The 26875-nt window shown below is 65.8% G+C and carries 29 protein-coding genes and 1 tRNA gene; 9 read left to right on the top strand and 21 right to left on the bottom strand.

Annotated features, from left to right (window positions below; all coding sequences use genetic code 11):
• Positions 1-210: 210 nt before the first annotated feature.
• The 4 genes from HF885_RS01335 to HF885_RS01320 all read right to left on the bottom strand — a co-directional run bounded on the left by HF885_RS01335 (position 211) and on the right by HF885_RS01320 (position 5067).
• Positions 211-2172 carry a PTS fructose transporter subunit IIABC gene (locus HF885_RS01335; protein WP_170103176.1) on the bottom strand — a complete coding sequence of 654 codons (1962 nt, stop codon included), beginning with the start codon at positions 2170-2172 and terminating at the stop codon, positions 211-213.
• Between the two features lie 103 nt (positions 2173-2275).
• On the bottom strand, positions 2276-3181 hold the full coding sequence (pfkB, locus tag HF885_RS01330) for a 1-phosphofructokinase (RefSeq protein ID WP_170103175.1): 906 nt from the start codon (positions 3179-3181) through the stop codon (positions 2276-2278).
• Complete coding sequence (locus HF885_RS01325; RefSeq protein WP_170103174.1) at positions 3178-3939, bottom strand: DeoR/GlpR family DNA-binding transcription regulator; 762 nt, start codon at positions 3937-3939, stop codon at positions 3178-3180. Before HF885_RS01325 ends, pfkB begins: the two co-directional genes overlap by 4 nt.
• Positions 3940-4293: 354 nt before the next feature.
• Complete coding sequence (locus HF885_RS01320) at positions 4294-5067, bottom strand: hypothetical protein (protein ID WP_170103173.1); 774 nt, start codon at positions 5065-5067, stop codon at positions 4294-4296.
• 448 nt (positions 5068-5515) lie between these two features.
• On the opposite strand from HF885_RS01320, the gene HF885_RS01315 reads away from it, so the two are divergent.
• Complete coding sequence (locus tag HF885_RS01315) at positions 5516-6838, top strand: tyrosine-type recombinase/integrase (protein ID WP_170103172.1); 1323 nt, start codon at positions 5516-5518, stop codon at positions 6836-6838.
• A 182-nt stretch (positions 6839-7020) separates the two neighbouring features.
• Here the strand turns inward: HF885_RS01315 and HF885_RS01310 are convergent, their stop codons facing one another.
• Complete coding sequence (locus HF885_RS01310) at positions 7021-7470, bottom strand: helix-turn-helix domain-containing protein (protein WP_170103171.1); 450 nt, start codon at positions 7468-7470, stop codon at positions 7021-7023.
• A gap of 105 nt (positions 7471-7575) precedes the next feature.
• Here HF885_RS01310 and HF885_RS01305 point away from each other — a divergent pair, with 105 nt between their 5' ends.
• From HF885_RS01305 to HF885_RS01270, 8 genes are all read left to right on the top strand, one after another.
• Positions 7576-7779 (top strand): helix-turn-helix domain-containing protein, encoded by a 204-nt coding sequence (locus HF885_RS01305; RefSeq protein ID WP_170103170.1) that lies wholly within the window; start codon positions 7576-7578, stop codon positions 7777-7779.
• Between the two features lie 11 nt (positions 7780-7790).
• Positions 7791-8003 (top strand): hypothetical protein, encoded by a 213-nt coding sequence (locus HF885_RS01300; protein ID WP_170103169.1) that lies wholly within the window; start codon positions 7791-7793, stop codon positions 8001-8003.
• A 480-nt stretch (positions 8004-8483) separates the two neighbouring features.
• Positions 8484-8894 carry a hypothetical protein gene (locus tag HF885_RS10280; protein WP_206109716.1) on the top strand — a complete coding sequence of 137 codons (411 nt, stop codon included), beginning with the start codon at positions 8484-8486 and terminating at the stop codon, positions 8892-8894.
• Positions 8866-9081: a hypothetical protein gene (locus tag HF885_RS01290; protein WP_170103167.1), complete on the top strand. Its 216-nt coding sequence runs from the start codon at positions 8866-8868 to the stop codon at positions 9079-9081. The genes HF885_RS10280 and HF885_RS01290 overlap by 29 nt, the downstream gene beginning before the upstream one ends.
• Positions 9078-9422, top strand: a complete 345-nt coding sequence (locus HF885_RS01285) for a hypothetical protein (RefSeq protein WP_170103166.1) — start codon at positions 9078-9080, stop codon at positions 9420-9422. Before HF885_RS01290 ends, HF885_RS01285 begins: the two co-directional genes overlap by 4 nt.
• Before the next feature lie 91 nt (positions 9423-9513).
• Complete coding sequence (locus tag HF885_RS01280) at positions 9514-10155, top strand: hypothetical protein (protein WP_170103165.1); 642 nt, start codon at positions 9514-9516, stop codon at positions 10153-10155.
• Between the two features lie 72 nt (positions 10156-10227).
• Positions 10228-10464, top strand: coding sequence for a hypothetical protein (locus HF885_RS01275; protein ID WP_206109715.1), 237 nt, complete (start codon positions 10228-10230; stop codon positions 10462-10464).
• 103 nt (positions 10465-10567) lie between these two features.
• On the top strand, positions 10568-11002 hold the full coding sequence (locus HF885_RS01270) for an HK97 gp10 family phage protein (RefSeq protein WP_170103163.1): 435 nt from the start codon (positions 10568-10570) through the stop codon (positions 11000-11002).
• 394 nt (positions 11003-11396) lie between these two features.
• On the opposite strand, the gene HF885_RS01265 is transcribed toward HF885_RS01270, so the two are convergent.
• The 16 genes from HF885_RS01265 to HF885_RS01190 form a co-directional block, all read right to left on the bottom strand.
• A tRNA-Thr gene (locus HF885_RS01265) sits at positions 11397-11472 on the bottom strand.
• Between the two features lie 410 nt (positions 11473-11882).
• On the bottom strand, positions 11883-13073 hold the full coding sequence (locus tag HF885_RS01260) for a purine-nucleoside phosphorylase (protein WP_170103162.1): 1191 nt from the start codon (positions 13071-13073) through the stop codon (positions 11883-11885).
• 161 nt (positions 13074-13234) lie between these two features.
• On the bottom strand, positions 13235-14161 hold the full coding sequence (locus HF885_RS01255) for a hypothetical protein (RefSeq protein ID WP_170103161.1): 927 nt from the start codon (positions 14159-14161) through the stop codon (positions 13235-13237).
• Positions 14162-14387: 226 nt separating this feature from the next.
• Entirely contained in the window at positions 14388-14966 is a 579-nt protein-coding gene (locus HF885_RS01250) for a hypothetical protein (protein ID WP_170103160.1), read from the bottom strand.
• Positions 14967-14986: 20 nt separating this feature from the next.
• A complete protein-coding gene (locus HF885_RS01245; protein ID WP_170103159.1) occupies positions 14987-15763 on the bottom strand; it encodes an NYN domain-containing protein in 777 nt (258 codons plus the stop codon).
• Positions 15764-15766: 3 nt separating this feature from the next.
• On the bottom strand, positions 15767-16243 hold the full coding sequence (locus tag HF885_RS01240; RefSeq protein ID WP_206109714.1) for a hypothetical protein: 477 nt from the start codon (positions 16241-16243) through the stop codon (positions 15767-15769).
• A 1-nt stretch (position 16244) separates the two neighbouring features.
• Positions 16245-17315: an NAD(P)-dependent oxidoreductase gene (locus HF885_RS01235; RefSeq protein ID WP_170103158.1), complete on the bottom strand. Its 1071-nt coding sequence runs from the start codon at positions 17313-17315 to the stop codon at positions 16245-16247.
• 28 nt (positions 17316-17343) lie between these two features.
• Entirely contained in the window at positions 17344-18369 is a 1026-nt protein-coding gene (locus tag HF885_RS01230; RefSeq protein WP_170103157.1) for a DegV family protein, read from the bottom strand.
• 15 nt (positions 18370-18384) lie between these two features.
• A complete protein-coding gene (gene hpf, locus HF885_RS01225) occupies positions 18385-18969 on the bottom strand; it encodes a ribosome hibernation-promoting factor, HPF/YfiA family (protein WP_170103156.1) in 585 nt (194 codons plus the stop codon).
• Positions 18970-19098: 129 nt separating this feature from the next.
• On the bottom strand, positions 19099-20097 hold the full coding sequence (locus tag HF885_RS01220) for a substrate-binding periplasmic protein (protein ID WP_170103155.1): 999 nt from the start codon (positions 20095-20097) through the stop codon (positions 19099-19101).
• Positions 20098-20416: 319 nt separating this feature from the next.
• Positions 20417-21154, bottom strand: coding sequence for a ComF family protein (locus tag HF885_RS01215; protein WP_170103154.1), 738 nt, complete (start codon positions 21152-21154; stop codon positions 20417-20419).
• Positions 21155-21222: 68 nt separating this feature from the next.
• On the bottom strand, positions 21223-22233 hold the full coding sequence (locus HF885_RS01210; protein WP_328804300.1) for a TatD family hydrolase: 1011 nt from the start codon (positions 22231-22233) through the stop codon (positions 21223-21225).
• A 2-nt stretch (positions 22234-22235) separates the two neighbouring features.
• Positions 22236-23156 (bottom strand): 16S rRNA (adenine(1518)-N(6)/adenine(1519)-N(6))-dimethyltransferase RsmA, encoded by a 921-nt coding sequence (gene rsmA, locus HF885_RS01205; RefSeq protein WP_170103153.1) that lies wholly within the window; start codon positions 23154-23156, stop codon positions 22236-22238.
• 4 nt (positions 23157-23160) lie between these two features.
• Entirely contained in the window at positions 23161-24765 is a 1605-nt protein-coding gene (gene metG / locus HF885_RS01200) for a methionine--tRNA ligase (protein ID WP_170103152.1), read from the bottom strand.
• 176 nt (positions 24766-24941) lie between these two features.
• On the bottom strand, positions 24942-25811 hold the full coding sequence (rsmI, locus tag HF885_RS01195; protein ID WP_170103151.1) for a 16S rRNA (cytidine(1402)-2'-O)-methyltransferase: 870 nt from the start codon (positions 25809-25811) through the stop codon (positions 24942-24944).
• Positions 25808-26851, bottom strand: a complete 1044-nt coding sequence (locus HF885_RS01190) for a glycoside hydrolase family 5 protein (protein WP_170103150.1) — start codon at positions 26849-26851, stop codon at positions 25808-25810. The genes rsmI and HF885_RS01190 overlap by 4 nt, the downstream gene beginning before the upstream one ends.
• Between the last annotated feature and the right edge of the window lie 24 nt (positions 26852-26875).

Below are 26875 nucleotides of genomic sequence, written 5' to 3'. Positions count from 1 at the left end.
CCTTCCGGATTGCTTTGACGTCGCGCCGACGGCGCACGTTGGTCTTGGGGAAAGTATTCCCCGAGGTGTGGCAGTCGGTGCGGTGGGATGTGGGCGAATGGAGAAGCGGAGACGAATGGCAACGCGCGGCCATGCGAAAAGGCGGCGGCCACGATGGACCGCCGCCTCTTGGGGGACGCTACGTTGTGTGGAAGAGCTGGCCTCCTGGCACTAGGCCTCCTGGTACGGCTTCTTCCAGAGCGAGAGGATCAGGCACGCCACGATAGAGCCGATGGCGAGGGCCGCAAGGTAGCCGATGGGGTTGCCGATGACGGCGATTACCCAGGCGCCGCCGTGCGGGGCGGGGCTGGTGCAGCCGAAAGCCGCCGAGAGTGCGCCGGCGAGCGCGGAGCCGATGATGCAGGACGGAAGGACGTGGCCGGGGTCGGCCGCGGCGAAGGGGATGGCGCCCTCGGTGATGAACGACAGGCCCATGATGTAGTTCACGATGCCGGCGTCGCGATCTGCCTTGGACCACTTGCTCTTGAAGAGGGTCGTGGAGAGGGCGATGGCCAGGGGCGGAACCATGCCGCCGACCATGACGGATGCCATGACGAGCTGGCCGGAGGTGGTGCCCGCGGTGAGGGCGCCGGTGCCGAAGACGTAGGCCGCCTTGTTGAACGGGCCGCCCATGTCGATGGACATCATGCCGCCGACGACGGCGCCGAGCAGGATGACGTTGGTGGTGCCCATGCTGTTGAGGCCGTTGTTGAGCGCGGTGTTGATGGCGCCGAACAGCGGGTTGAGCAGGAACATGACGGCTCCGATGGCGAGGGTGCCCAGAAGCGGGTAGATGAGCATGGGCTTGATACCCTCGAGGGAATCGGGCATGTGGTCGCAGAGCTTCTCGATCCCGAGGACCATGTAGCCCGCCGCGAAGCCCGCGAACAGCGCCGCGATGAAGCCGCCCGAGACGCAGGACGCGGCTGCCGCCTTGGGGTCTGAGTTCATGAGCGTGAGGTAGGTGAGGCTGTAGCCGGTCTTGGCGAACAGGCCGCCTACGAAGCCGGGTGCGAGGCCGGGCCTGTCCGCGATGGACATGGCGATGAAGCCCGCCAGGATCGGGAGCATCATGCCAAAGGCCTCGCCGCCGATGGTCTTGAAGAAGGCCGCCGCGGGAATCGAGGAGCCGTAGGCCGCCGTGCCGAGGCCCGGCTGGTCGACGAGAAACGCGATTGCCGTGAGGATGCCGCCGCCGATCACGAAGGGCAGCATGTGGCTGACGCCGTTCATGAGGTGCTTGTATATCACGTGCCAGGCGGAGTCCTTCTCGCCCGCGGTCTCTGCTGCCGTGACCGTGGCGCCCTCCTGGACAGGCGCCTTGCCGTCGAGGATGGTCTGGATGAGCTTCTGGGGCTCGTTGATGCCCGCGGAGACGTTGGTGGAGAGCACCTGCTTGCCGCCGAAGCGCGCGCGGTCGACGTTCTTGTCGGCCGCGATGATGATGCCCTTGGCATGGGCGATCTCGTCCGCGGTCAGGACGTTCTTCGCTCCCGCGGAGCCCTGGGTCTCGGCCTTGAGCGTGACGCCCATCTCCTTGGCCTTCTTCTCCAGGTTCTCGGCCGCCATGTAGGTGTGCGCGATGCCGGTGGGGCAGGCCGTGATCGCGAGGACCTCGGGGTAGCCGGCGGCCGCGACCGCCTCGGGCGCCGCCTTCGCGGCGTCGGCGGCCTCGCGCTCCGCCTCGGCGCGGTCGATGACGGAGCAGAACTCCTCCGGCGTCTTGGCGGCGCGCAGGGCGTCCGCGAACTCCTGGTGCATGAGGAGCTTCGACAGCTGGGCGAGCATCTCGAGGTGGGTGTTGTTCTGGCCCTCAGGCGCAGCGATCATGAACATGAGGTCCGCGGGCGCGTCGTCGGGGGCGTTCCACTCCACGCCGCCCGGCACGGTCATGGCCGCGAGTCCCGGCCGCTTGACGGCCGAGGTCTTGGCGTGCGGAATCGCGATGCCGTCGCCGACGGCGGTGGAGAACTCCGTCTCTCGGGCCAGGATCGCCTTCTTGTACGCAACGGTGTCGCCGATGTTACCCGAGGCGTCCTGGAGGGCGATCAGCTGGTCGATGGCGTCGTCCTGGCTCTTGGCCGTGGCGCCCACCTTGATTCCCTCGGGTTTGAGCAGGTCCGTGATCTTCACGTCTGGCTCTCCTCTCTTACGTGCGGGCGCACCCGGTGCGCCCAACGGAGCCGGCCCCCGTGTGGAACCGGCGTGCCATGCCAATGAAAGCGGTCGAGAAACGCTAGAGGGTCTTGAGCAGCGCCTCCACCTCGGGACGCGTCGCAAGCTTTGCCGAGAAGGCGCTCGCGGAGCCAGTCGCGACGCCCATCTTGAACGCGGTGGCGCAATCGCCGTCGCTCTCCTGGTAGCCTGCCAGGAAGCCGGCGACCATGGAGTCGCCCGCGCCCACGGAGTTGACGACCGTGCCCTTGGGGGCCTCGCTCATGATGACGTCCCCGGACTCGGGCACGAGGACCGCCCCCTCCCCCGCCATGGACACGAGCACGTTGCGCGCGCCCTTCTCCTGTAGTTTGCGCGCGTAGGGCACGACCTCGTCGCGCATGGACAACTCCACGCCAAAGATGGCGCCCAGCTCGTGGTTGTTGGGCTTGATGAGGAACGGGTGGTAGCGCAGGACCTTCGCGAGCAGGTCGCGCTCCGCGTCGACCACGATGTCGATGCCGCGCCCGTCGAGCCTGTCCATGATGCGCTCGTACATGTCTGACGGGAGCATCGAGGGGACGGAGCCCGCGATCACGAGGGTGTCGCCCCGCTGCAGGGCGTCGAGCCTGGCATAGAGCGCGTCGATGTCGGACTCGAGGATCTTGGGGCCGATGCCGTTGATCTCGGTCTCCTCGGCGGCCTTGATCTTCATGTTGATGCGGGACATGCCCTCTGCGACGTGGATGAAGTCGCTCTTGGCGCCGGACGTCTGCATGAGGCGGACGATCTCTGCGCCGGTGAAGCCCGCGACGAAGCCGAGGGCGCACGACTCGTGCCCGAGGTTCGAGAGCACGATGCTCACATTGATGCCCTTGCCACCCGGCAGGATGTCCTCGTACGTCACGCGATTGATGGCGCCGGGCTCAAGCCGGGGTATCCTCACGATGTAGTCGATCGAGGGGTTGAAGGTGACGGTGTAGATCATTGGTGCTCCTCCTCTAGGTCCACGATGTTGGGGGCTTTGCCGTAGGTGCCATCTGCGTCGACGTGGTCCGTGATGACGGTCGCCTGGTCGAACTGCGCAAACGTCACGAGCGAGACCTGGCCGAACTTGCTTGCGTCTGCCAGCACGTACGCGCTTTGCGCCTGGCGCAGGCTGGCCTCCTTCACCCTTGCCTCCTCGAGCTCCGGCGTGGTGAAGCCCGCGTCGGGCGAGATGCCGTTCGTTCCCCAGAACCCCACGGTAAAGTGCATGCGCCCCAGGGTCGCGATGGCGTCCGGACCCACGACGGCCTCCGTGACCGGCTTCACCGTCCCGCCAAGCAGGTAGGTCTTCGCACCCTTTGCGAGCAGCGCCTGGGCATGCGGAAGCGAGTTGGTGACGAACGTCGCGCGCGTCTCGGTCAGGTGCTCAACAAGAAGCATCGTGGACGAGCCGGCGTCGACGTACACGAAGTCGTCCGGGCCCACGAGGGCGGCCGCGTACGCGGCGATGCGCTCCTTCGCGGGCAGGTTCTGGGCGCGCTTCTGGGCGACGGGCGAATCCTGCACCACGAGGCGCCGCTTTGGCGCGCAGGCGCCGCCGTGCACGCGGACGATCTTGCGCTGGCCGCTGAGCGCGTCCAGGTCGCGGCGGACGGTCGACTCCGACGCGTCGAGCGCCGCCATGAGCTCGGGCGTGGTGACGCTCCCCCGCTCCGCAACGAGGCGCAGTATGAGGTCGTGGCGTTCCGTGGCAAGCATCGACTGGCACCTCCCTTTCACTACCAAGCAGTATGCACCAGGTTTCCGTCATTTGCAATCATTTTCCGTCATTTACGATGATTGTTTTTGACTGAACGGTTGTCAGGCGCTCGCGAGCGGTCAGGGCGCGCATGCGAGAGGCCCGATGCCTGCGTGCAGACACCGGGCCTCGGGAGAAGCCTACCTGTTGTTGAGGCGCCTGGGGCGAACGTAGTAGAGGGCACCCGCGGCGCATGGAGGTCCTTCTTGCCCGGCGAAGCGGCGGACGCCGGACGTGCGGCGACGAAGGCGGGCGCGGCACGCCGGACGCAGCGAATGCGGCACGCCGGACGCGGCGGACGAGGGACGCGCGGCCTACCTTGCGCGAAGCCTGAGGTTGAGCACCGCAGCCACGATGCCAAACAGCGCAAGCGCGAAGAACGTTCCCCAGGTAACGAGCAGCATGAGGGCGTTTCCCGCGAAGGCAAGCGTCGTCGTGGCCATGACGGCCTGGCCGGCACCCATGACCAAGATCTTGAACGAGTACCCGCCGATTGCCGCAAGGACGTCCGTGACGCCAAACAGCGTGAGCACGCCTCCGAGCGACTGCCCCACCAGCAGCACGTTTGGCACCTGGAAGCCGCCGGCGTCGGTCACGGCCTGAAACGCGATGCAGACGAGGCCCGCCACGACAAAGCCCGCAAGCAGCGCCAGGGGCATGGCGGGCGCCTGCGGCACGGGCAGCTTCGGCAGCGTGACGAACGCGGCAAAGGCACCCGCGAGCATGTTCACCACGGAGCTGAGGACGATTACGTGAAGAAAGAGGCCGCCAACGCTCCTGATGCCACCGGCAAAGCCGCCACCGTTTGCATGGCCGGCCTGGAAGGCGTCTGCGATTCCGCAGGCAAAGCCGTTGAACGGAAGGATGGAGCCGAATCCGCTGACGGCCGCGACCCTCTGGTGGATCCCGGGGACGTACAGGATGACCGCGAGGACCCCCAGGCAGAGCAGGGTGCACGGGGCGGCGAACGCCGGGCCCACCACGGGTTCCAGCGCAATGCCTATAAGCTGGCCGATGATTCCGTACGCCCCTCCCACCAGAAAGCAGAGCGCGTACAGCCTCGCCCTCGACTGGCTCTTTTCTGCCATGATCGCCATCCCCTCCACACGCCCGCGCGCCTCACGCGAGCCACATTGATCCCATGTTGATTGACGCATCGATTTTGAGGGGACGAGGTCTCGAGGCATACGGTCATGCGTCCAGATTAAGGCGTCAAGGGAACGCGGCTTTCTGTTCGCAAGAACAAACGCCCAGGCGATAAGTACAAGAAAGGCCGGAGGATCTTCTCCCCCGGCCTTTGAATTCAATGGAGCCAGCTATCAGACTCGAACTGATGACCCCCGCTTTACGAGTGTAGTGCCCTAGCTACTACATAGGGTTGTTTAGAAATACGCAGACGAACTACGAGTAAAACGTATTACCTGTTAATGACGTACTTTTGTGTACAATGATAAACATGGAAGAACGCAGAGTGATGCGCAAGTTCGTAGACCATTCGTAGACTAACGGCGAAGCCGTAGACCGAGGGGGCACGCCATGGGGTACGCGGTTGCAGGGACCGGAAGCCTTGCCAAGAGGCCATACAAGGGTTCGTACCGCTGGATTGGGCAAATCCGCTACAGAGGAAACGGCGGCGTGTGGAAGACAAAGGCAAAGGCCCTCACGGACGCCCACGGGAACGCCATCGTGACGGCGGGCGGCAAGTCAACGAAGAACGTAAAGGCGGCGCGCGAGGCGTTGGCGGCGTGGGTGGCCTCTTGCCGTGGGGCAGTGTACACGGGCAGGGACGGCGTGGCCGAGTACGTGGCACGCGACATAGAGGCACGGCGCGGGGCCATATCCGACACGACGGCGCGCGGATACCTCGACTACATGCCGCTGTTCGAGCCGCTGAGCGGCGTGTGCATGGTTGACCTGAGGGCGAAGGATGTTCGTGCATGGGTTTCCGGGATGGTTGACGCAGGGAAGGCCCCCGCAACGGTTCGCAAGGCGTTCAACATCCTGTTTCAGGCGTGCGAGAGGGCCGTTGAGGTCGGAGACATACACGAAAACCCATGCACCAACCAGATACGGCGGCAGGATCTCCCGAGGCCCGCGCGCGACGTTCCGAACGCGCTCGACGCGGAGGGCGTGCGCAGGGTGAACACCCTCCTCGACGCGGCAAAGAACCCGAGACTGCGCGTTGGCGCGCGCCTCGCCCTGCACGCCGGACTCAGGCGCGGCGAGTGCTGCGGCCTCCGCTGGTGCGACGTTGACACGGAATCGGACGTGCTGCACGTGCGGCAGTCAATCGGAGACAGGGGGACGCTCGCAGGAGACGGCAGCGGGCACACCTACGCCAAGGCCCCCAAGAGCAAGGCGGGGACGCGCGACGTTCCAATGACCCGGGCACTGCGTGCGGACCTCGACAAATGGCGCGAGGAACAGCGCGAACAGTGGATGCGCGGCGACATGGCCGTTCTGTTCAGTCGATGCTACGTTCTGGGCTACGCGGACGGTTCGCATTTCACCCCGCACGCGCTCGGCAGGCTGTGGGCGAAGCTCGCGGCGGGCAGGCACGCCAGGAGCGAAGAGGACGGGCGCAGGAGCGGCGAGGGCTGGGAGCCGGGCAGGGAACCCATAACGGGCGCGGACGGGCGCAGGGTGACGTTCCACGACCTGCGGCACACGTTCGCCACGGTTCAGGTTGCGGCGGGGGCCGACGTTAAGAGCGTTTCGGCCCTCATGGGCCACGCCGACGCGGCAATGACGCTCAACGTGTACGCGGCGCCGGACTCGGACGCGACGCGGCGGGCCATGGCGGCAGCCGCCCCCGTCCTCGACGCAGGAAGCGAGGCCGTGTCACTCAGGGCCGTGTAGCCCAGGGCGCAACGCCCCGATGACGCCCCGATAGAATCGCACACGGACGGCAACACGAGAGACGCCCGACACAACGCCACGAGGGCGGAATTAGGGCACATTCGGGCGCAACCCTACGAGTAGACGCAACCACGCCCCGAGGGCCTTATTCGGGCTTAGAATCGTTCGAAGTTACGACACAATTAGAAGAATTTCATAATGGGGTGGTCGCGCCCCTCAGAATCGCCCGATTCAAAAAACCTCTCTTCTCGTTTGTGTATCAGTTCCACGGCGTGCGGCAGAAGTTTTTGCACAGCCTCATACCATTCAGCGGAGGTCATGTTTTTTACAGCATCCTCACCAACAGACCTTTCAAGAAGGCTGTTCGCAAGGTCGCAGGCCTCCACAGAGTCAGATCCCTCTACATCTACATCCGAATACAGTTCGACGCCCTTGCTACCATCCTCAGTTTCAAGAATGAGCCTGTAGCCGCACGCATGGGCAAGCCGCACGAACGTGTCTAGGCGCGGAACAGATTCATGGTTAAGCAGGCTGTATACATACGTTCTACCTTTACCCATAGCAGAGGCGAGTTCTCCGGGAGCTTTTCCCGACACTCTCACCATACCGTTTGTTGCAGTTTGCGCGTCCATGCCTAAAACCTGTTCTCTAGTCCGTTGTTTTCACAGACATATTATGCGCTAAATGGTATCCTCTGTGTCAGAGGATTCCACAGACAAACGAAGGGAGGGCACGCGATGACAACAGGAGTTCGCACGCGAGTCTCGGAGGTGGAGGGATTACCGGCACTCATGAGCACGGGGGAATTCGCCGCGCTCGTGGGCTATGGCCGCACCTACATTTCTCGCATGTGCGCGAAGGGCACCATACCCGCAACGAAGGTGGGCAAGGAGTGGCGCATACCCACGCGCCGCGCCCTGCAACAACTGGGCATCGAATAGAGGGGGCGGCAATGTTGGCGTTCGACGTTGAGCGCGGAATCAGTTGCGTTCTGCGCCCTATCTCGAGCTACACGGATCTAAAGACCTACGCGGAGGCATACGGGATTAGCTACTCGACGGCCAACCGAATGGCACGCGACGGAGAGATAGACGGCGCGGTAAGGATGCGCCGCACGTGGCGCGTACCCGTGGCCGCGCTCCCCGGGACGCTGGGCAGCGAGTAGCGAGGAGCGGGAAGGGTGGCACGTTCTGGGAAAGAATTTACCAAAACGACCGACGGAATTCTACGTGGTCTTTCGGCTGCCAAGGCCTCAGGTACGCAGTGCTGCGCATACCTATACCTTGCCCGTTGGCATCATACGGTGAACGGCGACCCGTTCATGTGTTGGGTGTCCGCTAAGAGCGGAGCCGACGTAACGGGAACCGATATAGGGACGTTTTCAAGAGCACTGCGTGGGCTGTGCTCAAAGACTTTCAGAACTCAGAGCGGCGAGGACGTTCCGGTTCTCTCGCGCATATCAGGCGGACACAACGGTGCTTCGGCAGTCTACCGGGACAACCTTTACGCATGTTTAGTTGATGGGCAAGTAGGTGGGCAATCCTGCACACCTACAAATATCAGTAGGTCGGCAAAACTGCCCACCTACTCGACAGATGTTGAAAACCGAGTAGGTGAGCAAATCGAACATAGTAGGTGGGCAAATATGCCCGAGTTGGTGGGCAAATCTGCCCACCCTATAGAAGTAGAGATAGAAGAAGACAAAGAGTCTTACGACTCTTTGTCTTCTTATCCCTCCCAATATATGGAGAACGGTTCGCTCGACGGAGAAGGAGCCGCGCCGCGCCCCGATGACGGGGCGGCGCGGCAGAGCGACGAACCAACGCCTGTGGGACAGGAGGCCGAGGCGCGACCCAAGGATCCGGATTTGGAGAGGGAGGCCGAGGCACACGCGGCGGAGATACGGCGCGTTCACCTCAAGTTAATGAAGCGTGCAAGACTCGTTCCACAAGACATGGAGATTCACGCGAAGTACCAAGGCACGGAAACGTTCAAGAGAATCGGCGAGGAACTAAGGAGAAACGGCAATGAAACCGGGACACGTAGGCATTGTTGACGCGGCGAACAACGCGGTAGCGACGGTGAGGGGGGCCGCAAGCACGCTCATAGCGTTCTCTTGCTCGGGGCAGGAGTTAGACGATGACGCAATCGGACTTCTTTACGACGCATTGAATAGGGCGGCGGACTCAATGGAGCGCGTGGCCGAGTCAATCAAGAGCGAGGACGAAGGCGAGGAGAAATGACGGAGCGCGTTCTCGATTTCGAGGAACTATCAACGGAAATGGACGTCCGGGCGGCGGAAGCGTTCGTTTCCGCTCAGGTCGGAAGGCAGCTGGGGACGTTGGCAGACGGCGGCGATGAAGTGGCCGCCGCGCTCGACGCCGAGGGCCTGCACGAGGCGGCGGAGGTGGTTCGCGTTGCGTGCACGAACCCGCTTGACCTCACGCTCAGGGAGCTGACAATCTGCGCGATGACGTGCGGCCGCGTTCCAGTGGTGTCGTTGCCGATGTGTGAGCACCCGGCCACGAACCCCGACATGGCGGCAGCAATGCGCAAGTACGCCCCGGACGGTTGGCGCGAGTAGCCGGGAGACGCGAAACAGGTAACAACCCGCGCGGCAGTCGCGCGGGAACAACTACGGCGGGCGCAGGTACGCCCGAGAGAGGTGGCACGAAATGAGTTTCGACCAGTCGAACGTGAACAATCTCATTGGGACAGTAGAGGGGTTCGCGAAGGACCACGACGAGTTCATGAAGAAGGTCAGGGAGGTGAACGCCCTGCGCGACATGACCGAGGAGTACAAGCGCGCGAGGGTGGAGGCCATGGCGGACGAGTTCCGCGAGGCGCACGCCGGGACCTTGCAGGCCATCACGGACGCCGAGAAGGCGTACCAGGCCGACGTGGACGCATACAGCAACGGCGTGGACCTCGACAGCGACTATATGGCCACGCTCTCGCGCACAGTTGGAACGTTCGGGGCAAAGATGCCAACGGAAGTTGTGCAGAGTCTTGTATCGAAGGCAACGCGACCGTGGGAGGCCCGCTTGGCGGCGGCGGCGTTCGAGAACGCTGGGATTAAGAGCGGCCCCGGCCTGGCAAACGCGAGGGCGCAGGCCCTCACCCCTCCACAGGCCGGGTCTTTCGCCGCACGGGCGTACATAGCCATAAAGAACCCCGTGAGGGACGGGTTTTACAGCGACTTCTACGCATGGCGGAACAACGTGCAGAACACAGCTGACATCATGCAGTGGGGGCCGGGCGGCAACCCCAACGCGGACGTCGGTCAGGGCGGAGATTCTGGCGCTGACGCCGAGTAGAGCATGGAGGCGGCGGGAATATGACGGACGATAAGCTATTCGATGCGTACAAGACGAGGCTTGGAGTAAGGGTTGAGCGTCTACGCTGAGGTCTCGAAGATGGTTCCGAGTACGCCGGATGACGGGTATAACGTCCTCCTCGACATGGAACTCGGCAAGCTTTCGACAGGTGACCGTGAACTGTTCCACCAGGAGGCCCTATACTGCGTGTCCCTCTATCGCACCTACGGAGCCAAGGCCGACGACGACGAATTCTGCGAGCAGAAGATCATGGAGCGCTTCGCCGCCGAGGAGGCCGCGCGCTCCTAGCCGGTTCCAAAACACGACCTGATTCTAGGCCCCCGCCACCACGGCGGGGGCCTTTCTCATGCCGCGTGACCGTCAGGCTACAATGGCCACGAGGTGATGCAGCATGGCGGACAGGGCAACGGGCAAGGTGAACCAGCACGGACTCGACATGGGGATGAAGGCCTACGAGACGCGCGGACTCACAGACGCGGACGTGGACAATCTCGTGGAGGTGAGGCAGGACAACACGGAGGCGGTCATAGCTGCCCTGAACGAGGCCATTGCGCGCGGCCTGGAGGAGATGGGCCTCGTGGCCGAGGGCTACGCCAAGGCGGGCTGCCCCGTGGACACCGGGCGCCTGCGCAACTCCATCACCCACGTTGTGGATCCGGACAATCAGGAAGTTTCGATAGGGACTAACGTCGAGTATGGGCGACACGTGGAGTTCCGCGAGGACGTGAGCCACGAGAACGGCCACGCGCACTTCCTGAGGGACGCGGCGTCCGAACACGCGGCGGAGTACGCGCAGATAATGCGCGCCGCCCTGGGCGGGAAGTGACGCGGGGTTTGCAAGTGACACGGGGAGGTTCCGCCAAGCGGCGGGGCCTCCCCTTTTTTTCATGCGCCCCTCACCTGCGGTTTGTAAGATTTGTAACCCCATAAAGGGCGGCGGTGCGCCAGATTTTGCAGTCCATAAAAGGCGCGGGCAATCGGAGAAACCGGAGGCCCAAAAGGCGCGGTGTGCGAGATTTGCGAGAGCCTAAAAGAGGGTCCGAAGCGCGGGCGAAGCGTAGAGAGGGGCAGGCATTGGGGCCGTTCCCCGAACGCAACGGGAGCCTACGGGGCCGAGTGATTCGGCAGTTCGTAGACCGTTCGTAGACTAAACGCCGAATATGGTAGTTAACATGCAAACAGGCCACGGGCAAACAGTACCCGTGGCCTGCGCTTTTCTATGGAGCCAGCTATCAGACTCGAACTGATGACCCCCGCTTTACGAGAGCGGTGCTCTACCAACTGAGCTAAGCTGGCAACCTCTGGCTGCCTTAGCAGCGAGTATCAATTATACGGACGCGGCCAAATGATGCAAGTGCGAGTTTTGCCAATTCTCAGGGCGCACAAAACCACCAACACCACCAATGCCTGCCTCACTAACTGACAGATCGCGCTTCTGTCAGTTAGTGATGCTTCTTTAGGCCTCACTACCTGACAGGTCCCTCTTCTGTCGGAAAGTGAGGGCTCCCATGGCCTCACTACCTGACAGATCGCACTCGTGTCAGATAGTGAGCGGGTCGGAGGGTCACAAGCACCAATTTTCACGCAAAAGTGCCTCACCACCTGACAGAACGCACTCGTGTCAGATAGTGAGGCACCCGGGCTCAGGCATCCACGCTCAGGCGGCACGGGTCCAGGCGCCTGGCCCGCGGCGCCGCCTGCCTGCGCTACAGAAGGCGCAGCACCCCGCGCACCAGGCTCTCGAAGTCTGCCGCGTGGCGCTCGGCCTCCTCGAGCACGCTCTGGTGCGTGACGGAGGAGTCGCCGCTCTCGTTCGCCGCAAGCGTCAGGCCAAGCACGTTCATGCCCAGCGCGTGTGCCATGATCACCTCGCACACGGTGGACATGCCCACGTAGCTCACGCCAAGACCCTTGAGCATCGCTATCTCGGCCGGGGTCTCGAACGTGGGGCCAAGCATGCCCGCGTAAACGCCCTCCTCCACCGTGATGCCGGCGTCGTCCGCCACGCCGCGCGCAAGCGTGCGCAGGTACGGCGTGTAGGCGTCCGTCATGCCAACGAACGGCGTGTCCAGCTCGCGCACGTGGTCCCACTCCGCAAGCGGGTTCCTGCCCGTCAGGTTGATCTGGTCCGTCAGGATGCCCAGCCCCTTGTGGGCGTTGCCGGGGATGCAGCCCGTCGCGCACGCGAAGATGATGTCGCGGCAGCCCAGGTGGTGGGCATGGCGCACGAGGGACGTGACCTCGGCCGCGCTGTAACCCTGGTACAGGTGGACGCGCCCGGGGTACACGACCACGGGAACCTCGTCGATCGTCCCGATGGTGGCCTCGAACTTGTGGCCGCTAATGGGACGGGCCTCCTGGGGGAACCCGTCGATGTCGTGGTAGTCGATGCGGCGGACGGGCTTTACCAGCTGCGCAAGGTGTCCAAGGCCCGATCCCAGCACGATGGCGACGGGATGCTCGACGGACGGCTTGCAGCTCTCGACAGTGTCTTCCGTAACCACGCAGATACCTTCTTCCTCGAGGAGGCGCGCAAACACGCCGTCGCCCTCGGTCAGACTTCCCGAATACGTACCATCGTAGATGACTCCGACCCCACACGAGGGGCTCTTTGCCTTCAGAACCGCAAGCGGCGCCCGGTTTGACTTTGCCTTCGCGAAGGATATCCGCGCGCCCCGCTCGAAGTCCTCCGTCACGTCCGTGCCGTCCCTCAGCATCACGCGGCCGTCGCGCTGCTCCGCGGGAGGGCGCGGCACCGGCAGCCGACTCGCGGTCTCGGGACAGACGCCCACGACGTCCACCTTGGAGCACAGCTCCCCCACGGCCGAGTTCGGCTTCGCTCCCCCGTCGTACCTGCATGCGGTGCCGCGCAGGCACTCGCTCACGATGACCCTCATGCAGCCTCCTCCACGCGCGTCAGACGTCCGTCACCTGATTATGCCACGCCGGCGGGCGGACGCGGCACAAGTTGGCTCCCCCGGCGCAGTCGCGCTCGAGGGAGCCATTCGTGACGCTACGTTGTCGCGCGTTGCGCGCCCCTGGCGCGGGGCGAGAAGGGCTAGGCGATCAGGCTGGAGATGCTCACCGTGGCGTTGCAGAGCAGTCCGTTCACGTACTCGGTCCACTCCTCGCTCACCTTGGTCTGCTTCTGGCTGTACTCCTGGTAGGCAACGTAGTACGCGGCCTGCGCGGCCTCGTACGTCGCGGAGTCGGCCGTGACCGTGTAGCTCTTCAGCGCGGTCTCGTACGAGCCGTCCTTGCCGCTCCACGTGCCCTTCTGGGCATCCCACTCGTCACCGGCGAGGTTGATGATGTACTTGGCGTAGTCGGCGCTCGCGGTCTGGGTGTTGCCGTCGGAGGGCTCGGTCGGCGCGGTGGGGGCAGTGCCCACCTTCGTCTTCACGACCTTGTCGCGAAGCTTCTGCATCTCGGCGGACTGCTTCACGAGGGCCTTCACGGTGGACTTGCTCATGCCGTAGCTCGAGGCGATGCTCGAGTAGTCGCTCGATCCAAGGGTGGACTGCGCGTAGGACTTCATGTCCTTATCGCTCACCTTAATGCCCTTGGCCTCGGCCTCCTTCTGGATGATGGCGGAGCGCGCGTAAGAGAGCACGCCATCGACCGACGGCAGCTTGTACGTGCCGTCGTCCTGCTTCTGGGAGCTGAGCGAGGACGTGCTGTTGATGACGTCGCGCGCCGTGACCTTGTACGTCTTGCCCTCGTAGGTATACGTGGCGATCGTGGAGTCGAGCTCGGCCTTCTTCACGGTCGTCTTGCCGGAAAGAGACCCGCTCGCGCCGCCCTGCGCGCCGCCGAACGCGAAGTAGCCCGCGCAGAGGCCCACGGCAAGCGCCACCACGGCGCACACCAGCGGCACCACGAACTTCGGGAGCTGCTTCTTGGCCTTGGGTGCCGCGTCCTTGGCGACCTTCTCGGCCTTCGTGTCCTTCTCTTGCGACTTGTCCTTGGAAGTGGACTCCGTCATTTCAACCTCCATGCTCGGCCGGCAGGGCCGGCTCCTTGCGACATACGCATCAGACTGTACCACGACCGGCCGCCCGCACGACCACGCGATGCCCTTGCGGGCACTTTGCCCATACGCCTGCGCGAAAGCTTAACGCAAGCTCCACGCAACGCGCGCCGCGCGTGGCACAAGGCGGGCCTGCCACGCGCGCGAGGCGCCGGGCGAGAAGGGCGCGGCCTCGTGAGCGCTACTCCTTCGCGGCGTCGATGATCTCCTGCGACATGGTCTTCACGTAGTCGCGGCCGTTCTTCGCGTCGAAGCTCACGCGCGCCACGAGGGCCGCCCTCACCTCGTCGGACACGTCGCCGCGCACGAACTCCGCCAGCGCCACCAGCATGTCGCGGTACTCCGGGTCGCCGTGGTAGCACTGCACCGCCTCGTCCAGAAGCGGCCAGACGGACGCGGAAAGCCTCTTGGAGCGCGCGCCGAGCGCCGCCAGGAACTTGAACGCCGCCAGTCGCACGATGGGCGAGTCCTCGTCAAACAGCGACGCCTCGGCGCCGTCGAGCGCGGCCGAGGCCGCCTGCGCGTCCACGGCAGAAAGCGCCGTGAGCGCCTCGAGCACCTGCCAGCGCGTCTGGGCCTCCGGACGGTCAAGCGCGTCCACCAGGTCATCCGCGTACGGCAGCACGGCGTCGGGGCTCGCCTTCGCGATGGCCGCCACGATGCGCGACGCCTCCTGCCTGCCACGGCGATGAGACCCGCCGAGCTGCGCAACCAGCAGCTCCAGGCTCTTCTCGTCCGCCGTCTTTGCTTCTTCTGCCATTTGGGCCGCTTCCTTCCCGTCTACTCGCGAAAACCGTCCACCATGACGGTGCCGCTCTTGCTGTCCTGGTGAATCTCGATGAAGCCCAGCTTGGACGCCTCGCGCAGCAGCGTCGAGAACGAGCGGTAGCCGTAGCTTCGCTCCGAGAACTGCGGGCGCTTGCGCTTCATGGTGTCCTTCAGGCGCGACGCCAGGATCGCGCTGTCGCTTTCCGCCTGCAGCGCGTCGATCGTCTCGAACAGCAGCTGGTAGCAGGGGTGCTTCTCCTTCGACACCTTCGCCTGGAAGTCCGGCACGCCGCTTGCGTGCACGATGTCCTCGTAAAACAGGAACTCGTCGCAGACCTCCGCCAGAAGCGGGCTCGTGGACTGCTTCATGCCCACGCCTATGACCGTCTTGCCAAACTCCTTCAGCTTCGTCACCAGGGGCGAGAAGTCCGAGTCGCCGGACAGGATGGCGAACGTGTCGATGTGGTCCTTCGTGAGGCACATCTCCATCGCGTCGACCGAGAGCCTGATGTCGGCGGAGTTCTTGCCGGTGTACGCCCGGTCCGGGATCTCTATCAGCTCTATGCCCAGCTCGTGCAGGGGCGTGATGGCGTCGTCGAAGCGCTGCCAGTCGCAGTACGCGCGCTTCGCCGTGATGCGGCCCTTGTCGACCAGGCGCTCCAGGATGCGCTTGACGTCGGGCCTTGGTCCGGGCTCCTGGTGCCCGTTCCTCTTGCGCTTGCCAGTCCCCAGCGCGAGGTTCTCGTAGTCGATGAGAACCGCCAGGGAGCTCTGGCTGGATTCGTTCATGTATCACTTGCCTTTCGAACTCTTGTGAGAAGGGTGGGGGCCCTTCGCCCCAGACGTGCCCTTGGGGTCCTTCGCGTCCTTTTGGGACACGCTGATGACCTCTGGCATGGGGGTTCCGTCGCGACGTGCGCGACGCACGGCCTCCGCGTTGCCGCCTTCCGCGCGGCGCAGCTGGTCCTTATTTACCCCAAGCACCCTGTCGTGAAACTTCCACGGGCCCACGCTCTCGCCAAAGTCCATCTTCAGCGTGGCGATGGCGCCCGCCATGGCGCCGATGGGGATGCCCGACAGCAGGATGAGCCGCGTGAACCCGATGAGCGCGGACGCGAGCACGCCCACGAGCACGATCTTGAGGTTCGCCATCCAGTACTCGCGTCTCGTGACGCAGCCGCGCGCGAGCTCGCTGCCGATGCGCGCGCCGATGACGATGCCCAGCAACATGAGCATGATGGCGACTATCGCCAGCGCGAACGCGCCCAAGCTACGCCTCCCCGTTCTGGCTCGCCCGGCGCGTGCGGCTTACCAGGCGGACCTTCGCGTCCCCGGTAACGGCGCCCTTCGCGGACGGCGCGCCCTTCTCGCCCTGCGCGTCCTGCGAGGCCGCCACGGACGCGTCCGCGTACGGGTCCGCGTCCAGAAGCGACCAGTCAAGCCCGGCCGCCGTGCCCGTGGCCTCGTCCTCGTACAGCAGCGTCAGCGCCTGCGTGCCCAGCTTGGAGCCGCCGATCTGGCACAGCACGTCGTACAGGTTGAACGCGGTGTCCGCGCCGGGCAGCGTCACGTCCACGTCCTCGGCCTGGCGCAGCGCCAGCGCGATGTCCTTGCGCATGTGCTCGCTCAGGAAGCCGGGGGCGAAGTCGCCCACCACGGACTTCGGCGCCAGGCGCTCCAGGGCCGCGGAATCCGCCATGCCGCCGCTGAGCACGTCGATCGCCTGGTCGGGGTCGAGCCCGGACTCCCGCGCCAGCGCGAGCGCGTCCGCGTAGCCCACCATGCACGAGGCGAGCGCCACCTGGTTGCACAGCTTGCACGCCTGGCCGTTGCCGGCGCGCCCCAGAAAGTGGATGCCCTTGCCAAACGCCCGCAGCACGGGGAGAAGGACCTTCGCCTCGTCCTCCGTGGCGCCCATCATGAGCGTGAGGGTGCCGTCCTCGGCACCCTGCTGCCCGCCCGTCACCGGGCAGTCCACGGCGTGCTTGTCCATCACGGCCGCCGCGTCGTGCAGCTCGCGCGCGAGCGTAGGCGAGCTCGTGGTGAGGTCGACCATCCACGAGCCCTTGCGCGCCGCGTCCAGGATGCCGTCCTTCCCCAGGTAGACGTCCTCCACGTCGCTGGGGTAGCCCACCATGGTGAACGTCACGTCGGCGTCGCGCGCGGCCGCGGCCGGGCTGTCCGCCCAATGGGCCCCCTTCTGCAGGAGGCCCTCGGCCTTCTCCCTGGTCCTGTTGTGGACCGTCACGTCGAAGCCGGCGTCCATGATCCTGGAGGCGATTGGGGCGCCCATGATTCCGCAGCCCACAAACGCCACCCTGCGTACGCGCACGAGTGCCATGCTGTTCCCTTCTTGCGTACGGTCCCGCCTACTGGGCGGAGCCGCCCCTCTTCACCTTGCGGGCGATGCGGTCCGTAAGCGACATCTTCTCCCTGCGGTCCGTGCCCCAGAACACGAGCGCAACCATGCCGGGGCCCACGTGCGAGCCCAGGATGGGCGACACGCTGCTTTGGATGATCGCTACGTCCTCGCAGCCCTTCTCCTTGCGGACCTCGCGCTCGAGCCAGTCCGCGTCCTTCTGCGCGTCCGTCGACACGATGGCCAGGGGCAGCGTGGCGTCGTGGGCATAGTTGTCGCGGAAGTCCTGCAGGATGGCGCGAAGGGCCTTCTTGCGGCCGCGGCACATGCCGCGTAGCGTGAGGGCGCCGTTCGTGTCGTACGAGAGCTCCGGCTTGATGTCGAGCTTGCCGCCCACGTTCGCCGCGGCGGGCGGGATGCGGCCGCCTGCGGCCAGCGCGTCGAAGCTGTCGAGCGTGAAGTAGCCGTGCACGAAGTAGCGCGCGTCGCTCGCCCACTCGTAGAGCTCCTTAGCGGAAAGGCCGTTGGAGGCCTGGCGCACCACCTCGATGGCCAGAAGTTCGCCGGCCGCGGAGTCGCACTTGTTGTCGAGCACGTAGATCTCGAAGTCCGGGTACTCCTTGCGCACCATCTCCGCTGCCTGGCGGGCGGAGTTGATGGAGGAGGAGAGCCCCTCCGTCAGGCCCATGTACAGCGTGGGCATGCCCTCCTGCGCGGCGCGCTTGAAGACCTCGTAGTACCTGCCGGGCGTGACGGCCGCCGTGGTGTAGTGCACGTCCGGGTGCTTGCGCATGTTCTCGTAGAACTCGTGCGGGTCGCTTTCGGCCCACATGTCGTCCACGTGCTCGCCGTCAGGCCCCACGTACGTGAACGGGATGACCTCCACGCCGAGCTGCTTCACGACGCCGGGCGCGAAGTCCGCTGTGGAGTCCACTATGATCTTGACGTTACGCCTCTGATGATAGGCGCGGCCGGTGCTCTTCACGCCGGCCGGAACATCAGGAGCGTCAGATATGGCTTGTGCCTGCTGACCCATCTGCTGCTTACCTCGCTAAGCCTGGTCGTCCTCTGGTTCGAGGCGCGGTTTGATGATTCCGTATCCACCATTATGACGGTGGTAGATGACGTTCACCAGCCCGGTCGCAGCATTTTCAAACACGTAGAAGTCGTGACCCAGCAGGTCCGTCTGCACAAGCGCCTGCTCCTCGGTCATCGGCTTCAGCTCGACGTACTTCTCGCGCACGAGCACGTCATCGTCGTCGTCCGTCGGCTCGATGAGCTCCGCGAGGTCGTCCACGTGCTCCGGGACCGCGACGGCGGCGCGCTGCTTCCTGTCGATCACGCGGGTCTTGTACTTGCGCAGCTGGCGCGTGACCTTCTCGGCCGCCTCGTCGATGGCAGCGTACATGTCAGAGCTGCTTGCCTCCACGCGCACGACGTAGTCGCGCACGAATACCGTGACCTCGCACATCTTGCGATCGGGGTTGGACGGGTTCTTGTCGACGCGCAGCACGACGTCGCAGCTCATGGGCTTGATATCGAACACCTTGAGCGCTTCGCCGACCTTGCTGTTCACGTGCTCACGCATGGAATCGGACACGGAGACCTTGCGCCCGGAAATCTTGATATCAGCCATCAGTGCCTCCCACTATCGCGTTTTCTGCCCTTTTGGAGCACTTGCGTACCCTATTAATACCCAATGGTGCCGACAAAAGCCCCTTGCATTCGACATTCGGTAGGATTGGCCGCCCCGCGCACCCGGCCCCTACACCGTGGCCGCGTTCGAGCCGGCCTCGTGGCCCGCGGACGCGCCCTCGAGCGACGCCTGGCTCGCGCCGCCGGAGTCGCCGTCCTTCGCGGTTCCCGCGCCCGACGCGGCCGCACCGGACGTGCCCGCCGGAACGTCCTGCACCTGCGACGAGGCCGAAAGCGCGTCCATGCCCGCGACCCAGCGCCTGCGCACCAGCCCCATGAGACCGTTCTTCTCGACCGCGTCGTACGCGGCCTTCACGGCGTCCGCGAGCTCGGCGTTCTGGGAGGACACCGCGATGCCCTGGGCCCTTGGCGCGTCGAGCGTGCCCGCGAGGCACACCTCGTCGTAGCGGGTGGAGAGGTATGCGCCGCTATACGCGTCGCACAGCACGTAGTCCACGCCTCCGGACTCGAGCGCGTCGAACGCGGCGTTCAGGTTGTCGTACGTCTTGACCGACATCACGAGGCCGGTCTTGGAGAGCGCGGTCTGCGACACGGAGCCCATCTGCACGCCGACGGACTTGGACGAGAGGTCGTCCACCTTCGCGACGCCCGTGTCGCCCTTGTGGAAGAACGCCGAGGCCTGCTCCGCGTAGTCGCCCACGACCGTCGCTCCGCCCACCTGGCCGTCCACGGCGCCCATCAGCACGTCGCACGTGGTGCCCAGGCCGGGGTTCGCGTCGTCCACGCTCACGAAGCGCACCTTCAGGCCAAGCTCGTCCGCAAGCGCGCCCGCGAGGTCCACGTCCATGCCGTACGCCCTGCCCGAGCTCGAGCCCACGTACAGCGGCACCATGCTGTCCTGCGTGTCGATTCCCACGGTGAGCACGCCCTTGCTTATGGTCGACGTCACCTTTGGCGAAAGCGCGGCGGTCTTGGCGGCAAGCGCCTCGCCCACGCTGGCCCTTGGCCCCGCGACGGCGGACAGGGGGCTCGAGCAGCCCGACAGCGCGACGCAGGTTGCGAGCGCCGCCGCGGCGGCTACGGTATTGCGGTGGACGGCTTTGCTCATCCCAGGACCTCTCCTCGTGCAACCTCAAACGTGTCCCACCCAGCTGACCTGGTATTTGACCCCACACTCGCGCACCGGGACCGTCGCTTCGGGGCTGCTCGGCCCCCCACTGTTGGCCCTCTCGCCCGGGAGGCCGGATGCCTCGAGGAATTACGGGCGGTGCGACTGACTTCTAGGACGAGCCATGCTCGCTCGGCCGCGCACGCCCGAGCTTACGTGGATCCCTTTGGCCTCGTCTGCCATGGACTAGGGGCTTTGCCCCGCAACCACAGACCTGGATGGAACAATCGCATAGTATACCAGCACTTTCGTCACGCCCTCACCACACGCGCGCGAGCGAGCACGCACTCACGGCCAGCGCGCCGCGCGCCAGCAGGGCACGCGCCGCCTCGCGCACCGTCGCCCCGGTCGTGATCACGTCGTCCACAAGAAGCAGCCGCAAGCCCCGCACGTCCTCCACCACGCCGACCGTCCCCGCGAGGTTCGCGGCGCGCTCGTCGCGGCCCAACTCGCGCTGGTCGCGGGCCGAGCGCCTCGCCAGCACGTCTGCAAGCGGCAGCCCCGTCCCGCGGGCGAGAAGAGCCGCCACCCGCTCCATGTGGTCAAACCCGCGCCTGGCGTATGCCTCGGCCGTCGCGGGCACGAAGCACACGCCGTCGAGGGCGCGCTCGTCGAAGCGAGGGCCTCCGTCCGCCCCCGGCCACGACGACGCCTCTTCGAGCGAGGTCAGCATGGCCGCCGCTATCACCGGCGCCATGTGCTTCTCGCCCTCGTCCTTGTAGCAGGTGATCATGCGCGCCGCGAGCCCCGCAAACGGCAGGCAGCACACGGTGCCGGCCAGCTCCCAGTCACGCGAGCACTCCGTGCACGTGAGCCAGCCAAACGGGGCTCCGCACACCGGGCACGCCCAGCGCTGGTCTATCCACGGCAGCGCGGAGCGACAGTCCGCGCACAGAAGCTCCCCCGGCATGTCGCAGCCCACGCAGCGCGTCGGCCACAAAAGCTCCGCCATGCCGCCCGCAAGGTCCCGCATCGTGCTGCCAGTCACGCCCCACATGCACACGACCCCCCAACGCTTGCGCGCGGGGGGGGTCGTCGGTTTTGTGTCATGCTACCACGCCGGCGCTACAGCGAGAAGAGCGCGCACGCGTTTCTCCAGCAGGCGTCGTACGTGGACTGCCGAGCGTACCCGCCGGCCTCGCGCACCTCCGCCAGCCTCGCGAGCGTGAACGCGACCATCGCCGGCTCGCACTCCTCGCCGCGCAGCGGCACGGGCGCCATGTACGGGGCGTCCGTCTCGCACAGGAGCTGCTCCTCCGGGCACAGCGCCGCCGCCTCGCGGATGTCGTCCGAGCGGTTGAACGTCATCGCGCCGCCAAACGCCACGTCGCAGCCCAGCTCGACGAACGGGGCCATCACGTCGGGGCCCTGCGTGAAGCAGTGCAGGTCGCACCCGCGCCCGGGCACGCCCTCCTCCCTCAGCACCCGCGCGGCAAGCACGTGAGCCTGGGCGTCGGGGTCGTCCGGGTTGTCGCGAATGTGCAGCTCTACGGGCAGGTCCCGCTCGTGCGCAATGCGCAGCTGCGCCCTGAACGCCGCCTCCTGCACGTCCGCGGGAAGCTCGTTGTACGGGCCGAAGTCGAGGCCTATCTCGCCCACGCCCACGCAGCGCGGGCTGTCGAGAAGAGCGTCGAGCCTGGCCAGGGCATCGTCCGTGAGCTCCGCCGCGCCGTAGGGGTGCGCCCCCGCGACGATGCGCACGTTGTCCACGAGGTCGGGAACATCCCACCCGGAAAAATCCGGCGGCACGAGACCGCGCTCGGCGCACTCGTCCAGGCGCTCGGCCGCACGCTCCACCTGCTCGTCCAGCCACGAGAGCAACGCCTGCGCCGTGGAGAACTTCCGCGGCACCTCGTCCACGGGGTCGACGGGCACCACCAGCAGGCGAACGCCCGCCAGCGCGGCTCGGCAGATGGCGATGGAGGCGTCGTGCTTGCGGAAGCTCGTCAGATGGCCGTGGCTGTCCGCGATGGGGGCGAGCGGCGCGGGCAGCGGCTTCGCGCGGCCCTTCCGGTCGTGGAAGAGTTCCCCGTCCTCGAGCGTGAGGGCGTCCATGCCAAGCATCTCCTGCGACACGCCTACTCCTTCCCCACCTGCGACAGCGCGTCCGCAAGACGAATGAAGTCCTCGGTCGCGAGGGTCTCCGCGCGGGCCGTCGGCTCAATGCCGGTTGCGGACAGCGCCTCGTCCAGCGCGTCCTTCGCGTAGCCCGCCGAAGACATGGAGTTTCGTATGGTCTTGCGACGCTGGGCGAACGCGGCCTCGATCACGCCTCTCGTGGCCTCGAGCATCGCCGGAGAGAGAGGCTCTCCCGTTGCGGGGTCGCGCGCGGGGTCGCGGTCGATCCTCACGACGGCGGAGTCAACGTGCGGGGGCGGCATGAAGTTACCTGGTCCCACCTCGAAGCGCCCGGTCACTGTTCCCAGGAGCGAGAGCTTCGCCGTGTAGGCGCCGTATGCCTTGCTGCCGGGCTTTGCGGAGATGCGGTCGGCGACCTCCGCCTGGACCATCACGACGGCGCGCCCGATGGTGGGCATCTGCTCGAACGTCTTCAGGATGATGGTCGCCGCCACCTGATAGGGCAGGTTCGAGACGAGCTTAGTCGGGGCGGGGTCGAGCCCCTCGATGCCAAGGTTGCGAACGGCATCCGTCAGCGCCCCCACGTCGACCCTGAGGGCGTCGCCCTCGAGCAGCGCGAAGCGCTCGGAGTCGCGCGCGCAGGTCTGTGCGAGCACGGGCGGCAGGGTCCTGTCCGCCTCGACGGAGCACACCGCCCCGGCATGCGGCAGCATGGCGACGGTAAGGGTCCCGATGCCGGGCCCGACCTCGAAGACCACGTCCTTCTCGCCCAGCTCCGCCAGGCCGAGGATGCGACCGATGACGGAGTCGTTCACCAGGAAGTTCTGCCCGAGGCGGTGCTTTGTGTAGAGGCTGAACCCGTCCAGGACCTCGCGCGTCCTGGACGGGTTGGCGAGCCATGAGTGCGGCGTCTGGGCCATGGGGCTACTTCTTGGCCAGACGGGGGAAGAGCGCGTCGCCCTTGGTCACGGGAAGGCCGCCCTTGAGCTGGCCCCACTCGCATGCGGCCGCAAGGTCGTCGGTCGCCGCCTCGTCACCGTGGCTCATGCGGCGCAGCGCCTCCGCGGAGGTCTCGGGCATGAACGGCGCGAGCAGGTGCGCGCAGATGCGGATGGTCTCGAGCAGGTTCAGGATGATGTCCTGCAGCTCGCCCGCACGGGCGGGGTCCTTCGCCACGTTCCAGGGCTCGGAGTCCTCGATGTAGTGGTTTGCCGCGTGGACCAGCTCCATCACGACGTCCTTCGCGTCGTCATACTCGATCTTGTCCATGTGCGCGGCATAGCGTCCCTCGATGCCGAGCGCCACGTCCCTGAGCGGGTTCGGGCGCGTCGCCCAGTCCTCCGGGACCTCGGGGCTCTTGCCGTCGAAGTACTTCACGCTCATGTTGAGGGCGCGGCTCACGAGGTTGCCCCAGCTGTTGGCCAGGTCGGCGTTATAGACCTGCTCCATGCGGCTGAAGCTGATGGCGCCGTCCTCGCCGGGCTTGACGTCGGTCATGAAGTAGTAGCGGTAGCCCTCGACGCCCAGAAGGTCGATGACCTCCTGCGGCGCGATGGCGTTGCCACGGGACTTGCTCATCTTCTCGCCCTGGCCGGTCTCCTCGTTCTTGACCATGAGGAAGCCGTGCGCGAAGACGTGCTCGGGCAGGGCCTCGCCGATGGCCATGAGCATGGCGGGCCAGATGACGCAGTGGAAGCGGATGATGTCCTTGCCAACGACGTGGTACTGAGCGGGCCAGCGGTACGCGAGCTCCCTCTTCGCGGCCTCGCTGGGGTCGCCGTAGCCCACGGCCGTCATGTAGTTGAGCAGGGCGTCGAACCACACGTAGGTGACGTGCTTCTCGTCGAACGGGAGCTTGATGCCCCAGTCGAAGCTCGTGCGGGACACGGAGAGGTCCTGCAGGCCGCCCTCGACGAAGGTGCGCACCTCGTTCATGCGGAAGCCGGGCTGCACGAAGTCGGGATGCTCGTCGTAGAGCGCCAGCAGCTTGTCCTGGAAGGCGGAGAGCTTGAAGAACCAGGACTCCTCCTGCACGCGCTCCAGGGGACGGCCGCAGTCGGGGCAGAGGTGCTGGCCCTCGGTGTGACGGTCCTCGTCCGCATGGGCTACCTGCGTCTCGGTGAAGTAGGTCTCCTCGGGCACGCAGTACCAGCCGTCGTAGGAGCCCTTGTAGATGTAGCCGGACTCGCGCATGCGATCCCACAGGTACTGGACGGCGCGGGTCTGGCGCGGCTCGGTCGTGCGGATGAAGTCGTCGTTGGAGATCTCGAGGGTCTTCCAGAGGTCCTTGAAGTACGGCGCCTGGCTGTCGCACCACTCCTGCGGCTCCATGCCGTGCTCGTGGGCGGCCTCCTCGACCTTCTCGCCGTGCTCGTCCATGCCGGTCAGGAACTTGACGTCGTAGCCCTTGGCGCGACGGTAGCGCGCCTGGACGTCGCACAGGACCGTGGAGTACGCGGTTCCCAGGTGCGGCTTCGCGTTGACGTAGTAGATTGGCGTGGTGATGAAGAACGAGGGCTTGTCTGCCATGGTGCTGGTCTCCTAATGACGGAATGGTTGGCTTGCCGACGGCGCATGTCGCCGCGACGTTCGCGATGGACAATTGTAACTCAGGTGCATTCGCGCGGTTCGCGCAGGCTGTGGGCGCACATCTGCTCCACCTGTACGCGGGAGCGCGCGGGCGCGTCCATGGGGACAACCCGGCGCTATCGCCCGCTCTCCCGCAGAATCGCGTCGTAGGCCTCGGCCTTCGTGAGCGAGAAGGACTTCGCAAGGCGCTTCGCGAGCCTGGTCTTGGGTTCGCCCTCCTCGAGGCCGGCGCGTATCGCCTCCTCGAGAGACTGGGTTCCCCCGCTCGCCGCGTCGCGCCTTCCCGAGAGCTCCTCCTCAGTGGGGGCGCCGATGACGACGACGCACTCGCCCCTGACCTCGTCCCTCTCAGCGACGAGCGCGGCGAGTTCGGGAGCGTGGCCCCGGAGGCACTCCTCGTGCACCTTCGTGAGCTCGCGGACGAGGGCGACGTCGCGGTCCGGAAGCACCTCCGCGATGCGTGCCAGAGTCGCCGCGACACGATGCGGCGACTCGTACACCACGAGCGCGCCGGGCACGACGGCAAGCTCCTCGAGCCTGGCCCGCATGGCGCCCGCCTTGCGCGGCAGGAACCCCTCGAAGAAGAAGTGCTCCATGGGTAGGCCGGAGGCGACGAGCGCGCAGATGGCCGCGGACGGGCCCGGTATGACCTCAACGCGCAGCCCCCTGTCGAGCGCCGCGTCCACCAGCCTCTGGCCGGGATCTGAGACGCCCGGCATGCCGGCATCCGAGACGAAGGCGACGCGGTCCCCCGCCTCAATCCGCTCGAGCGTCGGCTCCACCCTCTGGTCGAGCACGTTCTCGTCCGCTCGCTGAAGCGGGACGTGCACGTCGAAGCGTGCGAGTAGCTTGCTCGTCACGCGCGTGTCCTCACAGAGCAGGAGGTCGGCGGACTTCAGGGTCTGAATGACCCTCGGCGATGCGTCGGAGAGGTTTCCTATGGGCGTGCCCACGACGCTGAGCACGCCCGGCGACGCCGCGCTCACGCCAGCATCCTTCGCTCGAAGGATGCGAGGGATATCCTCGCGTCCCAGCTCGAGAGCTTTCCGTCGGTCTTCCACGTCTGGTAGAACCACCCGTCGCAGTCCCTGAAGGCATTGAGCTGCTCGGAGATGTAGACGCGCTCGAGGGCGATGCGCCCCTCCGGGGTGGTCATGGAGTCCGAGAACGGCAGGGCGGCGGACCACTTGCCGACCATGACGGGAAGGCCGCTCCTCCTTGCGGCGCGGAGCGACTTCTGCGACTTGTTGACGAGGCTCCTCACGCCCGACGGACCGGCCGTCTTGACGCTGTCCGTGTAGTGGTAGAGATGGCAGTCGAGCCACACGTTCTTGTAGCGGTCGTGCGCCATGAAGTGACGCCACGAGGCCGGCTCGCCGGCGTCGGGAATGATGACCCTGACGTCGTCCCCCGCCTCGCGACGGATGGCGTCGTAGGCATCGCGATAGTAGTTCCGGAGCCTGTGGATCGGGACGCCATCGGTGAGCGTGAGGCCATGTCTCACCTGCACGGCGGGATCGTCCGCCACCTCGATGCCCGCGAAGGACGCCCGCGTGGCGTAGCGCTTCGCGAGCATGCCGAGGACGGAGACCATATCGTTGCGGTAGTGGGAGAAGTCGTCGTGGTTGCGCACCAGAGACGTCTGGTCGCTCGCGGAGCCTGGCGCGATGTCCAGCACAAGCACGAGGTTGAGACTTATCTCGTCCGCCCAGTCGAACGCCTTGTCCACCTTTTCGATGCAGCCGAGGAACGGACCGGCTTCGGGGCCGTCGTCCCCGAAGACATACCAGGGAACGGGAAGGCGGACGGCGTTGAAGCCACGCGCGGCGATATGGACGAAGTCCGTCTGCTTTATGAAGTCGGCCCTGTGCTCGCTCACGAGGTCGCGATAGTGGCGCTTGCCGAGCGAGCGGACGAGGCTCTCCTCGTCCAGGGCCCCGGAGTCCGCGAACAGGACCGGAGAGACCCACGGCTCGAGCGTAAGCCAACCGGAAAGGTTAACCCCATGTAAAGCCCTGTCAGACATGAATCCCCAATCGTCGCAGCTACG

Source organism: Parafannyhessea umbonata (genome assembly GCF_012844235.1).
Lineage (GTDB): Bacteria > Actinomycetota > Coriobacteriia > Coriobacteriales > Atopobiaceae > Parafannyhessea.
The sequence above is the reverse complement of the archived record's forward strand: the minus strand, read 5'-3'. Positions and strand labels throughout refer to the sequence as shown.